Here is a 14959-nt window from a genome sequence, read left to right on the forward strand (position 1 = left end):
TCTGAGTCCTTCACGGACCGGCGGACGGCCGATCGGCGCAAGTCCGCGCGGGTTATTCCGCGGTGGACACGTCCGGGGCGGTCAGCAGGGTCAGCTCCGCGTCGTCCAGCGCCTCCAGGTCGACGTCCGGGCCGGCCAGCCGCATCGCCTGGGCCCGGATGGCGCGTTCGAGCAGGCCGCGGGCCGAACGGCCGTTGGCGAAACCCGTTCCGCGGTCGAGGCCGGCCATGAACCCGGGCAGTGCTTCGGCGAGCCCGGCGTCGAGGCGGTAGCCCTGTTTGCCCGCCATCGCGGTGAAGATCGCGGCCAGCTGGGCGTTGTCGTAGTCGGCGAAGTGCACGGTCGCACCGAACCGGGACCGCAGGCCCGCGTTGGCGTCGAGGAAGCGGTCCATGTCCGCCGGGTAGCCCGCCGCGATCACGATCAGGTCATCGCGGTGGTTCTCCATCTGCACCAGCAGTTCGGCGATCGCCTCGGTGCCGAAGTCGGCACCCGTCGAGGAGCCCTGGACCAGCGTGTAGGCCTCGTCGACGAACAGCAGCCCGCCGATCGCCCGTTCGCACACCTCGCGGGTCTTCGGCGCGGTCTGGCCGATGTACTCGCCCACCAGGTCCGGCCGCGCGACCTCGACCAGATGCCCGGACGGCAGCACGCCCAGCTCGCGGTAGAGCTGCCCCATCAGGCGCGCGACGGTCGTCTTCGCCGTGCCCGGGTTCCCGGTGAACACCAGGTGCCTGCTGCGCGCCCCGACCGGCAGCCCGGCCTTGCGGCGGCGCGCGTCCAGCCGGGTTTCCGCGACCAGCGCGCGGACCTGCTCCTTCACCTCGTCCAGGCCGATCATCCCGTCGAGTTCGGCCAGCAGGTCGTCCAGTCCCCGGCGCGGACCGGCGTCGTCGCTGACCGCGACGCCGGCTTCGCCCGGCAGGTCGGCGGCCACCAGGACCGCCAGCTGGTCCGGCGGGGTGTCCGGCGTGGCGGCCAGCCGCGAAGACTGCCCGCTGATCGCGGCTTCCAGCAGGCCGCGCGCGGACCGGCCGTTCGCGAACCCCCGGCCGCGCGGGATCCGGCGGATCGCCTCGGGCAGCGCGGCGAGCAGGTCCGCCGACAGCTCGTAGCCCTGGCCCTTCGCCATCACGGTGAAAATCCCGGCGAGTTCTTCGTTGGTGTAGTCCGGGAACTCGATCCGGCCGGAGAACCGCGACCGCAGCCCCGGGTTGGACTCCAGGAACTCATCCATCTGCTGGGGATAGCCCGCGACGAAGACCACCAGGTCCTCGCGGTGGTTCTCCATCTGCACCAGCAGTTCGGTGACGGCTTCCTTGCCGTAGTCGTCCTTCTCGTCCCGCACGAGGTTGTAGGCCTCGTCGATGAACAGCACGCCGCCCGCGGCCCGTTCGCACACCTCTCGGGTCTTCGGCGCGGTCTGACCGGTGAACTCGGCGACGAGATCGCCGCGCCCGACCTCGACCAGGTGACCGGACGGCAGGACGCCCAGCTCGCGGTAGAGCTGCCCGACCAGCCGCGAAACGGTCGTCTTGGCCGTGCCGGGATTGCCGGTGAACAGCAGGTGGCGGCTGCGGACCGCGACCTTCATGCCCGCGTCGCGCCGCCGGGCGTCGACGGCCATCTCGTCCACCATGGACCGCACGCGCTGCTTCACCGAGTTGAGCCCGATCATCGCGTCCAGCTCGGCCAGCAGTTCGGGGAGACTGCGCCGCGGACCGGCGTCGTCCACCGCGCCCACCCCGGACTCGCCGGGCTGCGGCAGATCGGCGGCGACGAGCGTGACGAGGTCCGCGCCGCCGTCGGTGGTCAACCGGGTGGACTGCTTGCCGATCGCCGCTTCCAGCAGCACGCGCGCGGACCGGCCGTTCGCGAAGCCACGGCCGCGCGGGATCCGCCGCACGGCTTCCGGCAGCGCCGCGAGCAGATCGGCGGACAGCTCGTAGCCCTGGCCCTTCGCCATCACTTGGAAGATCTGCGCCAGTTCGTCGTTGGAGTAGTCCGGGAATTCGATGGCCTCGGCGAACCGGGAGCGCAGGCCGGGGTTGGACTCCAGGAAGGCGTCTGTCTCCTTCGGATAGCCCGCGGCGAAGACCACCATGTCCTCGCGGTGGCTTTCCATCTGCACGAGCAGTTCGGCGACGGCTTCCGTCCCGTACTCGTCGTCCTTGCCCTGCGCGAGGTTGTACGCCTCGTCGATGAAGAGGACCCCGCCGACGGCCCGCTGCACGACCGCACGGGTCTTCACCGAGGTCTCGCCGATGTACTCGCCGACCAGGTCGGTGCGGGTCACCTCGACGACGTGGCCCTTGGGCAGCGCGCCGAGCGCCCGGTAGATCTTGCCGAGCAGCCGGGCGACGGTCGTCTTGGCCGTGCCCGGATTCCCGGTCAGCAGCAGGTGCCTGCTGCGCACGGCGACCTTCATGCCCGCTTCCCGGCGCCGCGCGTCGATCGTCATCTCCGACGTCAGCGAACGGACCCGTTCCTTGACCGCGGCGAGGCCGATCATCCCGTCCAGCTCGGCGAGCAGCTCCTCGATCGAGGATCCGCCGCGCTGGCCCGCCGCGGCCACGAGCGGCTCGATGTCCGGATGGCCGATCTCGATCCGGCTGCCCGGCATCGCGCCCCGGCTGATCGCCTGCCGCGAGGCGGCGTCCAGCAGCGTCTCGACCGTGCGGGCGCTGGGCTCGGTGGCCAGCGCGGCGAGCCGGTCGCGCACGTCGGCGGGCAGTCCGAACGACCGTTCCTGGGCGAGGACGCTGAGCAGCGCGGCCGCTTCGGCGGGCCGGTCGAACCGGGGCAGCCGGTACTGCAGCATGTTCTGCACCAGGTCCGGGGCCTCGGTGCTGAGCTGGTCGAGCACCTTCTCAGTGCCGTCCAGGATGATCAGGCGGCAGCTGTCCTGGTCGCGCGCGTAGTTGCGCAGGAGCCGGACCGTGCCCGCGGCGTCCTTCTCGAAGAGGGCATCGACCCGTTCGACGAGCAGCAGCGCGGAGCCGCCGTTCTCGATGTCGTTGATCGTCGCGGGCACCGAGCGTTCGACCGGGTCGTTGCCGTACTCGGCGAGCAGGGCGACACAGTCGAAGAATTCGGCGGTGTCGAACCCGACCTCGGCGTCGGTCAGCGACGCCTTCAGCGCCCGGGTGAACCGGCGCTGGCCGGTGTTCGCCTCCCCCACGAGCAGGATGAACGGGTTCGGCTGCTTGGTGCCCGCGGTCATCCGGGCCGCTTCGCGCTTCTCCCACTCGGCGTAGGCCTGCTGCCATTCCTCGTAGGCCTTCTCGTAGCGGGACTGTTCCTTGCGCTGCCACATCCGGTTGCCCGCGGCCAGCAGGTCGAGCGTGACCGACCGGCTGTGCCGCGCCATGTCGCCGAGCATGTTGTTGCCGGAACCGTCCGAACCCGGCCGCTCCGGCTCGGGCGGCGGGGGCTCGCCGGGGCCGTTCGCGGTGCCGTGCCGGGTGGCGTCCGCCCAGGCGACCACCCGGGTGGCGCGCGTGACGAACTCGGCCATCGAGTCGGCGCCGGCGACGAACATCCCGGCCCGGCCCAGGTTTTCCACCCGCACCTGCGGCGGGGAGGGCGGGGCGCTCGCGGGGGCCGGTGCGGCGGGCTGCGGCGGCGTGGGCGGCGGCTGCGCCGGGACTTGTCCGGACCACGGGGTGCCCTGCGGCGCGGGCGGGTAGCCCGGCTGCGGCGGACGGTAGCCCTGCGGCGGGGAGGGCGGGCCGTTGTATCCGGCGGGGTTTCCTTGGGGCGCAGGGGGTCCGGCGTATCCGGGGTTGCCTTGCGGTCCGGGGTAGCCGCCCGGAGTGCCTTGCGGCGCGGACGGCCCGGGGTAGCCGCCGGGACCGGGATTGCCTTGCGGTCCAGCGAAACCACCGGGGTTACTCGGCGGACCGGGGTTGCCTTGCGGACCGGCGAATCCGCCTGGGTTGCTCGGCGGTCCGGGATAAGGCTGCCGGGGCGGGCCGCCGTTGCCCGGACCGGGCGGCGGGGCGGCGTAGCCCGGCTGGCCGCCGGGGTACTGCTGCGGCGCGCCGTAGCCGCCCGGGCCGGGGCCTCCTGGACCGGGAGCGCCCGGCGGCGGCACGAGCCTGCTGGCCCCGCGGTAGCCGGGATCGGCGGGCGGCTGGGTGTACTGCCAGGTCCCGTCCGGCAGCCGCCGCTGCCACGCCTGGCCGGGGACGAGCAGCCATCCGGCGCCGTCCGGGCCGGTCAGCGCGGCCGTCCGGCCCGCCGCCGCCTCGGACTGTGCGGCCTGGAATGCGTCCCACCCTGCGCGCGTCAAAGAAACCAGCTCCCCCTCAGGTGCCCGTGCGGCGAACCCGCCGCCGTCCCATTGTGCCCAACCCGGGACGCTCCGCGACGGCTAGTCGGCGAAGTCGTCCCGCGCGGTCACCACTGCAGGGCGTGTTTGAGCTGTTTGACCGCCATCGGCGCGAGTGTCGTGTTGAACGTCGCGGACGGATGGTTGTCGTCCATGTAGACCAGCACGTTCCCGACGACCGCGCGGCAGCGCTTCTGGTCGCAGTAGTAGTCGGTGAAGTCCATGAACGTCACGTTCTCCGGGACGTTGTCGACCTGTTCCCACGCCGGCGTCGCGGCCACCGCGTCCGGCCGCGGCACCGAGCACGCCGGGTCGGCCGGGCTCCGCTGCGCGACGCAGCTGGCCATGTTGAACGTGTAGCGCGGGTTGTCGCGCACGGCGACGACCGGGATGCCCTCTTCGTCCAAAGTGGACCAGACGTCGACGAAGCCCTTCGGCGTCGTCTCGTTCGGCCCCGGCTTGGAGTTGAGCGTGCCGAGCATGATGACCGCGTCCGGGCGCGTGTCGAGCAGTTCGTCGGTGACGGCCTTGTTCCAGTCGAGGCAGTTCTGGTCGCCCGGCATCAGCTCCGAGCCGGACGAGTACGGGCACGCGCCCTTCAGCATGGTCGTGACCTCCCAGCCGTCCGAGACGACCGCGGGCCGGTAAGAGGCGAGGAACTGCTGGATGTGCGAGTCGCCGACGAGCACGATCCGCTTGGTCGGCGGGCCCTCCGGGGCCTCCGTGCAGATCTCCAGTTCCTTGTTGCGCGGCGAGATCGAGCACTGGTCCGGACGCGTGCGGGCCCAGTCGTCGGCGAGCTTCACCGTGGGCGGCACGATCGACGGCGACGGCTCGCCGCGGTAGACGAAGCCCGGCGCGTGCGCGACCGCACCCGGATGGTCGGGGTCGCCGATGGCGATCTCGTAGTTCGCCCGCGCGCTGCTCACGCCCTGCCAGACCCCGCTCGTGACGAGCACCGGAGCCAGCGCGAGCACGCCGAACCGGTAGGCGCCCCACCGTTTCGCGGTGCCGATCTTCGACAGCCGAATCGGGTTTTCGATCAGGTGGTAGGTCAGGATCGAGAGCAGGAACGACAGGCCGACCACGAACGCGCCGCCGAGCAGGCCGACCTCCGTCCGGTCGCGGATGATCAGGTAGAACACCAGCACCGGCCAGTGCCACAGGTACAGCGAGAAGCTGAGATTGCCGACGTAGCCGAGGAATTTCGAGCTGAGCCAGCGGTCCGCGCCGAGCACGCTGCCGGTCTGCCCGGCCACCAGCACCAGGCCCGCCGAGACGGTCGGCCACAGCGCGATCCAGCCGGGGAACACGCTGTCCACCTCGAGCAGGACGCCGCACAGCACCAGGCCGGCGACGCCGATCCAGCCGAGCCCGATGCGCAGCAGCCGCGGCAGCGAGACCTGGTCGAGGAACATCGCCATCAGGCCGCCGAGCGCGAACTCCCAGACACGGGTGAGGCCGTGGAAGTAGGCCAACGGCTGGTCGGCGCCGGTGAGGTACACCGAGTACGCGAGCGAGACCGCGAACAGGACGATCAGCACCAGGTTCACCGTGCTCCGCAGCGACCAGCCGAGCCGGCGCACGAGCAGGCCGAGCCCGACGAACAGCAGCGGCCACAGCAGGTAGAACTGGCCCTGGATGGACAGCGACCAGAAGTGCTGCACCAGGCTCGCGCTGTTGTGCTGGGCGAAGTAGTCCACGGAATCGGCCGCGAGCTGCCAGTTCTCGTAGAACAGCGCGGAGGCGATCACCTCGCGGATGGTCTGGAACCAGCGGTCCTGCGGCAGCAGCAGCTGCGACACGACCACGACGGTCAGCAGCACGGTCATCGCGGCCGGGAAGAGCCGCTTGATCATCCGGCCCCAGGTGGCGCGCAGCTCGATCCGGCCGCGCAGCAGCGCCCGGTAGAGCTGGCCGGTGATCAGGAACCCGGAGACGAGGAAGAACACGTCGACGCCGCCGGAGATCCGGTCGAACCAGACGTGGTAGACGACCACCAGCACCGACGCCAGCGCCCGGACTCCCTGCAGCTCGGGGCGGAACCGGGCCTGCGCGCTCGGTCCGGCCGGCGGGGTGCCGGGACGTTCCGGGGCGACCGCGGTGCTACCGGACATGCAGGTTCCTCCCGAGGGCCGGTAGCCGGCCCCGGGGCCGCCGACTACTGGTCATGTGCGACCACTAGCTATACGTGACGGCCCGCGCCGTCACGCATCCGGGGTCCCCCGATGGAGCCGCTCGGCGCACCCGGTGCGCACGGTAGTTATCTTGACCAGGTGCCCGACTCCCCCGCTCCGTCCGTCCGCCGCGCGCGGATCGCCGACGTCCGCAAGATCAAGGCCCTCGTCGACTCCGACGCCGGCCGCGTGCTCCTCGAAAAGGATCTGGTCACGCTTTACGAGGCGGTGCAGGAGTTCTGGGTCGCGGCCGACGAGAACGAGGACGTGCTCGGCGCCGCCGCGCTGCACGTGCTGTGGGAGGACATCGGCGAGCTGCGCACGGTCGTGGTCGACAAAGCGGCGCGCGGCCGCGGGATCGGGCGCGCGCTGGTCGGCAGGCTCGTCGAAGAGGCCCGCGAACTGGGACTGAAACGGCTGTTCGTGCTGACCTTCGAGACGTCGTTCTTCTCCGGGCACGGGTTCGTGGAGATCGACGGCGCGCCGGTGTCGCACGAGGTGTACGAGGAGATGCGGCGGTCGCTGGACCCGGGGGTCGCGGAGTTTCTCGACCTGCCGTACGTCAAGCCGAACACGCTGGGGAACTCGCGGATGCTGCTCGAGTTCTCGTGAGTGCGCAAGCCGGTTAGAACCGGCCTAGCCGCTCACGAGGACCCACGTCCGGCCCACGCAACCCGCTGGCGGCCCTGGCGCAGTCCGCAGCGACGAACGGCCTCAGGTGGTGGGTCGTGAGTGTTAATCCCGGTTCTAACCGCGATTAACACTCACGAGGCGCTGCTCGGAACGTTCCCGCAGCAACCGCGCCTTGACGTGCCGTGCAGCAGGTCGGCCCTCGTGAGTGCTGCCGCCGGTTAGAACCGGCCCAGCCGCTCACGAGACGTGCACGGTGATCCGGTCCCCCGTCGCGGTCACGTCGGCCAGCCGGACCGTCGTGCCCGCGTAGGTCGTCTCGTGCGGGCCCGGCCGGTCGGTGTGCAGCTGGACCGACGTGTGCTCGCCGCGGCCCGGCTCGGTCAGGACCAGCGACACCACCGCGTCGCCCGCCACGAAGCACTGCCGTCCCGGCTTGCAGCGCGAGTCCGAGACCAGGTCGCGGTAACGCACGGTGAGGTCCCGTCCGGAAACCTGGACTTCCTGGCCGCGCTCGATGGCCACGTCCTGGCCCGGCTCCGCGGCCGCCGGCCGGGGCGTCTGCGCGAGAGCGACCGAACCGCCCGCGCATCCGGCCAGCGCGGCGGCCGTCCCGATACCCACTGCGAGCTTCTTGAGGTCCATGCGTACTGGACGAGCCGGACGCCCCGCCGGGTTGCACGCGCCGCTCAGAAGTCTTCGTCCTCGCCGCCGGCGGGCGCTCCGCCCGCGTCGGAGCCGCCGCGGATCATGAACAGCACCGACTCCAGCTCCTCCGGCTTGATCAGCACGTCGCGGGCCTTCGAGCCCTCCGACGGGCCGACGATGCCGCGGCTTTCCAGCAGGTCCATCAGCCGTCCCGCCTTGGCGAAGCCGACGCGGAGCTTGCGCTGCAGCATCGAGGTGGACCCGAACTGCGACGTGACGATCAGCTCGGCGGCCTGCAGCAGGACGTCGAGGTCGTCGCCGATGTCCGGGTCGATCTCCTTCTTCTCGCCCGCCTTGGCGCTGGTGACGCCCTCGTTGTAGTCCGGCTGCGCCTGTTCCTTGGCGAAGTTGACGACCGCCGCGATCTCTTCGTCGCCAACGAACGCGCCCTGGATGCGGACCGGTTTCCCGGCCCCCATCGGCAGGTAGAGCGCGTCGCCCATGCCGATCAGCTTCTCCGCGCCCGGCTGGTCGAGGATGACCCGCGAGTCGGTGAGCGACGACGTGGCGAACGCGAGCCGCGACGGCACGTTCGTCTTGATCAGGCCGGTGACGACGTCGACCGACGGCCGCTGCGTCGCGAGCACCAGGTGGATGCCCGCGGCACGGGCCTTCTGGGTGATCCGGACGATCGCGTCCTCGACGTCGCGCGGGGCGGTCATCATCAGGTCGGCCAGCTCGTCGACGATGGCCATGATGTACGGGTACGGCCGGTACTCGCGTTCGCTGCCCGGCGGCGCGGTGATGTCGCCGGAGCGCACCTTGGAGTTGAAGTCGTCGATGTGCCGGACCCGGTTGGCCTGCATGTCCTGGTAGCGCTGCTCCATCTCCTCGACGAGCCAGGCCAGCGCGGCGGCGGCCTTCTTCGGCTGCGTGATGATGGGCGTGATCAGGTGCGGGATGCCCTCGTACGGCGTCAGCTCGACCATCTTCGGGTCGATCAGGATCATCCGGCACTCGTCCGGCGTCGAGCGGGCCAGCAGCGACACCAGCATCGAGTTCACGAAGCTCGACTTGCCGGAACCGGTGGAACCGGCCACCAGCAGGTGCGGCATCTTCGTGAGGTTCGCGGTGACGAACTCGCCCTCGATGTCCTTGCCCAGCCCGATCAGCATCGGGTGGTTGTCCTTGACCGTGGACGGCGCGCGCAGCACGTCGCCGAGGCGCACCATCTCGCGGTCGGAGTTCGGCACCTCGATGCCGACCGCGGACTTGCCGGGGATCGGCGCGAGCAGCCGGACGTTGTCGGTGGCCACCGCGTAGGCGATGTTCTTGGTGAGCGCGGTGATCTTCTCGACCTTGACGCCCGGGCCGAGCTCGACCTCGTACCGGGTGACCGTCGGGCCCCGGGTGAAGCCGGTGACCTGCGCGTCGACGTTGAACTGGTCGAGGACGCCGGTGATCGCCTCGATCATCTGGTCGTTGGCCTTGCTGCGGGACTTCGGCGCGTCGCCGAGCTTCAGCAGGTCCGGCGGCGGGAGGGTGTAGTCGCCCTCGACGGTCCGGGTGACCGACAACGCCGGTTCCGGAGCCTTCTTCGGCTTCTTCTCCGGCACGTCGGCGGGCGGCGCGACCGGCTTCGGCGGCCGGATCGGCGTGGCGGGCTCGGCGAGCGCGGCGTCGATGTCGAGCTGCTCGCCGTCCTTGTCGGCACTCGCCTGGCGCCGCCGCGACGGCTTGCGCAGCCGCACCGACTTCGGGTCGGCCTCGGGTTCTTTGTCCTCGGGCTCTTCGTCGTGCTGACCGGCCTCGTACTCAGCCAGCTCATGCTCGTCGAGGCCCCAGGTGCGCAGGCGGTGCGGGATGTCGCGCACCGGCGTGCCGGTGAACACGAGCACGCCGAACAGCAGCGCGAGAATCAGCAGCGGCACCGCGACCCACGTGGTGACACCCTTGGTGAGCAGCCCGCCGGAGAACGCGCCGAGGATGCCGCCCGCGTACATCCGGCCGTCGTTGGTGTCCGGGAGCGCGGTGAAGATGTGCAGCATCCCGAGCACCGACAGCACGACCAGCACCGTGCCGATGACCATCCGCGGACGGGTCCCCGGACTCGGTTCCGACCGCATCAGCGCGACCGCGACCACGAGCAGCACCAGCGGCAGCGTCACGGCCCCCGCGCCGAGCACCGTCCGCGTGGCGACCTCGACGCCCGCCCCGATCGGCCCCGCCGCGCGCCACCACACCCCGACCGCGGCGACGATGGCCAGCGCGATCAGCCCGAGCGCGAGCCCGTCGCGCCGGTGTTCGGCTTCGAGTTCCCGGGTGCGCCCGACGGTACGGGCCAGCGACCCGACTCCCTTGGCAACGAGGTTCCACGTGCCGCGCACCCCACGCCCGAACGCGCCGTTCTTGCGCCGCGGAGCAGGGCGGCGGGCACTGGACGTCCGTGGCCGGGCGCTGCTCTTGGCCCTGGTCGAGCCGCCTTTCGACGACCTGCTGGCGGCAGCAGTCCGAGACTTCGCCGGCGTACGCGAACTACGCGCCGGTGCCTTCCCGCCGCTTCCCGCCGTGCTCCGCTTCCTCGTCGCCGACCCAGCCATGCCTCCACGGTAACGGGAGAGGACCGATAGTCACATGTGCCACTCGCAGCGCACCCGAAACAATCGTCTTCTGGACGTCGCTCGCCTCCCGGAACCGGACCTTCGTCACACCGTCCGCCTGGCCGCCGTGTGTCGAGGCTCCCCTGCTCGCCGCGTCGCCCCGAAAGCACGACCGACGCCAGGGCCAGCAAGCGCACGCACTCGAACCTGCCCACCGGCCGAACCGTCACTCGCGCTGGCCGAGAATGCCAATGACATGCCAGCATCATATTCCCAATTCCGCGACCCGGAAGCCGAGGTTCGATGCCGAGTTCCGCCGAAACCCTTCTTCGCTTGTCCGATCGCACCACGACCGCGCCGGAACCACGCGGCAGCGGCACTTACCATTACGTCCACACCGCCGGGTGGTACCGACACACCTCCCGACTTCTGGACCAGGCGGGCAACATCCCGATACAGTCAGCGAGTACCGAATTCCTCGATCGGAGACAGTGGATCGCACCAGACGGATCCGGACGTTTGCTCGTCACTCGAGGCGATGTCGAGATCCAGCCGAGCGGACACTATCCGGCCGGCGGCCTGCCCGGGCGGTTCCTGTCTTCCGAAGACCTGCCTGAAATAGCATTGCGATTGCGTGAAAATATTCAACGGTCCATCACCGGCGGAGCAGTGAAAGCGTTCATCACGATATGGCAGAGCCAGGTCGTGCCGCCATTTCTGAATAAAATTCTTCTTACCCGACTAGCGGAATTGCCGGACTTGATCGACGAAGGACCCACCACCGACCGCATGGGACGGCCGGGCACCGCCATCAGCCACACCGACCCCCAGCGGAAAATCACGTATCGCCTCATCTTCGACAACGAAATCGGAATGCTGCTCTCCCATGAGGACATCAAGCCGGAAGCGGAACCAGCAGGAGACAAAACTCCGGCCATGACCAGCTGCCCCATGTGGCTCGACGCCTGTTACACAGACACGACAACGGTCGCGAAACTGCCCTGATCGAGGTCAGCAAGCTGCTCGGCGGCCCCGCAGGGAACGCCGAGCAGCGGCGCGACGAACGTCAGCCATGCCTCAGCTTCATCGAATAGACATGGTCATTCAAATCGTTACCGACCCACGGGCAGTCCTCACGATTGCCTTGAGGAAGCTCCGGAATAACCTGTGTCATACCAGAAAGTCTGCACATTGCAGTCATTTCCGTAGATATACGAGCTAATCCCGTCGACATTACTAGTGGCGTCGCGAAGATCAGACAGACCGTATCCGTCCGAGTCGCACGACCCGGACGAACCGTACACGTCGTCATGCTTGCCGCCGTACCCGACGTCCCCGTAGAAGGTCACCAGCAGGACGCTGGCCGCAGGCGCACGGACCGTCCGCCCCGGAGAAGAACACTCACGCGAGACTACCCTCGATCTTCCGTGCTGCCCAGGAATCTTTTCCACCACTGTCACACAGCCATTCGACACCCCCTCCGCTGCGACATCTGCCGAACCGACCACACCCAGCAACGAAATCCCCATCACCGAAACCAGTATCGCAGATTTTCGAGTAATACCCAGACGAGACACGAACCCTCCTCAAAAAGGAAAAGGAACAATGCTCCAACGAGCAACGGGAGGAAGAAAGAGAACCCGACCGTACAGCGCGAGGAATATTCCCTCCCGAAATACTCTCGCCCGGGTTCCCGCAAGCCGCAGAGGCGACCCAGGAAAAAGCATCCCGATCACCCCTGAATGAGCACACCCCCGGAAGAGTGAAGAGGCGGATTTCAGGAATCTTTCAGACATTCGCGAATCTTCGGTCGTCTCGCAGCGGCGCACGACACGGCGCAGCCGACGGGGGGCGGCCTCACGCGCGATCGACGACCGGCCAGACCACCTCCGGCCAGTCCGCCGGGCGCATGAAATGCTCTGCGCATGTTCGCGCTGCAACAGGACGAGCCTTCGCGCCGTGCCCCCGCGATCTGGCGGACGATGCTCAACATCGACCGGGGCCTGGTGAACCTCGTCGGGCGGCTCACCGTCACCGGGTCGGTGCCGCGGGAGCTGCGGGGCAAGCCGCTGCTCATGACGGCCAATCACATCGGCGTGTTCGACGCCTTCGTGCTCATGGCGGCGTGCAAGCGGATCGGCATCAATCCCCGGTTCATGCTCGCCGGCGGGATTCTCGACGCTCCGGTGATCGGCCCGGCGCTCAAAGTGAGCGGGCATTTGCGCGTGGACCGGGCGAAGGCGGCGACCGCGATCGGGCAGTTCGCCGAGGCGGCGGAGGCGTTGCGGACCACGCGCGAGCCGATCGTCGTCTATCCGGAGGGGCGGATCAGCCACGACCCGGGGTTGTGGCCCGAGCGCGGCAAGACCGGCGCGGCGCGGCTCGCGCTCGCGGCGGGAGTGCCGGTGATCCCGATCAGCCAGTGGGGCGCGCACGAGGCCGTGTACTGGGGCACGGAAACGGTGAACGGGCCCGCGGATCTGGTGCCGCTGGCCAAATCCGGGTTGAGCGCGCCGTTGCGGCGGCCCCGGTTCAAGGTGCATTTCGGGACGCCGGTGGACCTCTCCGACGTCGAGCCGGAGCGGCCGGGCGCGGGCGTTCGCGCGCACGCCAAGATCATGCAGGCGATCACCGACGGTCTGGTCCCGTTGCGCCGCCACGAACCGATCCGCCCGCGCTTCCACGACCCGACGCGGCCCACCGACACGGTCAGTCCCTGGAAGCCGCAGCGCTGAGTCCGGATCGTGGGACACCTCGCTGAGCCCGGCTAGGGTCACGTGACGTGAGCACCCGCATCCTCGTCGTTTACTACAGCGCTACCGGGAACACCGCCGCCCTCGCCGACGCGCTCGCCGAAGGCGCCAGCGAGATCGGCGCGGAGGTACGCGTCCGCACCGTCGCCGAGACCGCGCCGCCGGAAGCTGTCGCCAGCAACCGGCGTTGGCAGGCCTGGGTCGACGCCGGGCCGCACCACGATCTCGCCACGCTGGCCGACCTGGAGTGGGCCGACGGGCTCGCGTTCGGCACGCCGACCCGGTTCGGCGGCCCAGCCGCGCAGCTGAAGTCCTTTGTGGACACCACGGGCGGCCTGTGGGCGCAAGGGAAACTGGCCGACAAGGTGGCGACGTCGTTCACGTCGGCGTCCACCGCGCACGGCGGCCTCGAAGCGACCGTGCTGGCCATCAACAACATCTTCTACCACTGGGGCGCGATCGTCGTCCCCCTCGGCTACGGGGATCCGCATCTGCTGGAGTCCGGCAACCCATACGGCGGCTCGTTCGTCTCGCGCAAATCCGCGGCTCCGGACGACACCGCGCTCCAGGCGTTGCGGCTGCAGGGACGACGGCTGGCGACCATCGCGACCCACGTCTCGACCGGTCTGAAGCGCCTGGAATAACTCGGTTTCGCTGGATCGTCCCGCTCCGTAGTGTCCCGCGCGTGACCACCGAACTCTCCGTCGCGCCCCCGCCCCGGGTGATCCACCGGGGCCGCGGCCTCTCCCTCGTGCTGCTCGCCGCGGTCTTCTTCAGCACGTCCGGAACGCTCGCGAAACCGGTGATGGGCGCGGGCATGACGCCGGAGCAGGTGGCGGTGCTGCGGATCGGGACGGCGGGAGTCCTGCTGCTGATCGGCACCCTGGTGTTCGCCCCGCACACGCTGCGGGTCCGGCGCGGGGAATGGCCGACGCTGCTCGGGTACGGAGCCCTCGGCGTGGCCGGTACGCAGCTGCTGTATTTCATTGCCGCGGAACGGATCCCGGTCGGCATCGCGATCCTGCTGGAGTTCCTGTCGCCGGTGCTGATCGCGCTGTGGGTGCGCGTGGTGCGGAGGAAGCGGCTGCCGCGCATGCTGTGGTTCGGGATGGCGGTGGCGGTGGCCGGGCTGGCGCTGGTCGCGCAGGTGTGGCAAGGGCTGCGGCTCGACGCGATCGGGCTGCTGGCCGGGATCGGCGCGGCGCTCTGCTCGGCCGGGTACTTCCTGCTCGGCGAACGCGCGGTCGCCGACCGCGAGCCGATCGGGCTGGTCACCTGGGGCATGGTGATCGGCGGGGCGCTCGTGAGCGTCACCGCGCCGCCGTGGACGCTGCCGATGGGCATGACCGGCCAGACCGTCCCGTTCGGACCGTGGACGCCGCCGTTGTGGCTGCTGCTGATCGGCCTGGTGGTGCTGTCGACGGCGATCCCTTACGTCACGGGGATCTCCGCGCTGCGCCACCTGCCCGCCTCGGTGGCGAGCGTCGTCGGGCTGCTCGAACCGGTCGCGGCAGCGGCGTTCGCGTGGGCGCTGCTCGGCGAAGCGCTGGCCTGGCCGCAAGCGGTCGGCGCCGCGCTGCTGCTCGGCGGCGCCTACCTGGTCCAACGACAGACCGCGGCGGTGGCCTGACTCCCTCTCGGGGTGGACGCGGGAACCAACCTCGAGCGGGATGTGTCCTATCCGCGGACCCGCCACACTGGACGGGCCGCACGAGACACCAGGGGGATCTCATGGACAACCGGCCGAGCAGGGCTGAGCAGCGCAGAGCGCGCAACGCGCTCGCCCGCCAGGCAGCGATCGTGATGGTCGCGTTGCTG

Annotated in this window: 10 protein-coding genes; 6 read left to right on the top strand and 4 right to left on the bottom strand. The window is 70.0% G+C overall.

The window, feature by feature from the left end; genetic code table 11:
- Positions 1-52: 52 nt before the first annotated feature.
- Both ACFSVL_RS00625 and ACFSVL_RS00630 read right to left on the bottom strand, forming a co-directional pair.
- Positions 53-4294 (bottom strand): AAA family ATPase, encoded by a 4242-nt coding sequence (locus tag ACFSVL_RS00625; RefSeq protein WP_378299299.1) that lies wholly within the window; start codon positions 4292-4294, stop codon positions 53-55.
- Between the two features lie 107 nt (positions 4295-4401).
- On the bottom strand, positions 4402-6450 hold the full coding sequence (locus ACFSVL_RS00630; RefSeq protein WP_378299301.1) for an acyltransferase family protein: 2049 nt from the start codon (positions 6448-6450) through the stop codon (positions 4402-4404).
- 159 nt (positions 6451-6609) lie between these two features.
- On the opposite strand from ACFSVL_RS00630, the gene ACFSVL_RS00635 reads away from it, so the two are divergent.
- Complete coding sequence (locus ACFSVL_RS00635) at positions 6610-7122, top strand: amino-acid N-acetyltransferase (RefSeq protein ID WP_378299303.1); 513 nt, start codon at positions 6610-6612, stop codon at positions 7120-7122.
- A gap of 258 nt (positions 7123-7380) precedes the next feature.
- Here the strand turns inward: ACFSVL_RS00635 and ACFSVL_RS00640 are convergent, their stop codons facing one another.
- A complete protein-coding gene (locus ACFSVL_RS00640) occupies positions 7381-7764 on the bottom strand; it encodes a hypothetical protein (RefSeq protein WP_378299305.1) in 384 nt (127 codons plus the stop codon).
- Positions 7765-7829: 65 nt separating this feature from the next.
- Positions 7830-10175, bottom strand: coding sequence for a DNA translocase FtsK (locus tag ACFSVL_RS00645; RefSeq protein WP_378299307.1), 2346 nt, complete (start codon positions 10173-10175; stop codon positions 7830-7832).
- Here ACFSVL_RS00645 and ACFSVL_RS00650 point away from each other — a divergent pair.
- From ACFSVL_RS00650 to ACFSVL_RS00670, 5 genes are all read left to right on the top strand, one after another.
- Entirely contained in the window at positions 10165-10401 is a 237-nt protein-coding gene (locus ACFSVL_RS00650; RefSeq protein WP_378299309.1) for a hypothetical protein, read from the top strand. The genes ACFSVL_RS00645 and ACFSVL_RS00650 overlap by 11 nt on opposite strands.
- A 320-nt stretch (positions 10402-10721) precedes the next feature.
- Positions 10722-11393, top strand: a complete 672-nt coding sequence (locus ACFSVL_RS00655; RefSeq protein ID WP_378299311.1) for a hypothetical protein — start codon at positions 10722-10724, stop codon at positions 11391-11393.
- A 920-nt stretch (positions 11394-12313) separates the two neighbouring features.
- The gene (locus ACFSVL_RS00660; protein ID WP_378299313.1) at positions 12314-13123 is read left to right on the top strand and encodes a lysophospholipid acyltransferase family protein; all 810 of its coding nucleotides are present in this window, start codon (positions 12314-12316) and stop codon (positions 13121-13123) included.
- A 47-nt stretch (positions 13124-13170) separates the two neighbouring features.
- The gene (gene wrbA / locus ACFSVL_RS00665) at positions 13171-13785 is read left to right on the top strand and encodes an NAD(P)H:quinone oxidoreductase (protein WP_378299315.1); all 615 of its coding nucleotides are present in this window, start codon (positions 13171-13173) and stop codon (positions 13783-13785) included.
- A gap of 41 nt (positions 13786-13826) precedes the next feature.
- Positions 13827-14771 carry an EamA family transporter gene (locus tag ACFSVL_RS00670; protein ID WP_378299317.1) on the top strand — a complete coding sequence of 315 codons (945 nt, stop codon included), beginning with the start codon at positions 13827-13829 and terminating at the stop codon, positions 14769-14771.
- Positions 14772-14959 lie beyond the last annotated feature (188 nt).

It is taken from the genome of Amycolatopsis silviterrae (genome assembly GCF_042684085.1).
GTDB classification, from domain to species: Bacteria; Actinomycetota; Actinomycetes; order Mycobacteriales; family Pseudonocardiaceae; genus Amycolatopsis; species Amycolatopsis silviterrae.

Coding starts and splice junctions, on each gene's coding strand:
- ACFSVL_RS00630 (WP_378299301.1), bottom strand. CDS start 6,450: ATGTCCGGTAGCACCGCGGTCGCCCCGGAACGTCCCGGCACCCCGCCG.
- ACFSVL_RS00660 (WP_378299313.1), top strand. CDS start 12,314: ATGTTCGCGCTGCAACAGGACGAGCCTTCGCGCCGTGCCCCCGCGATC.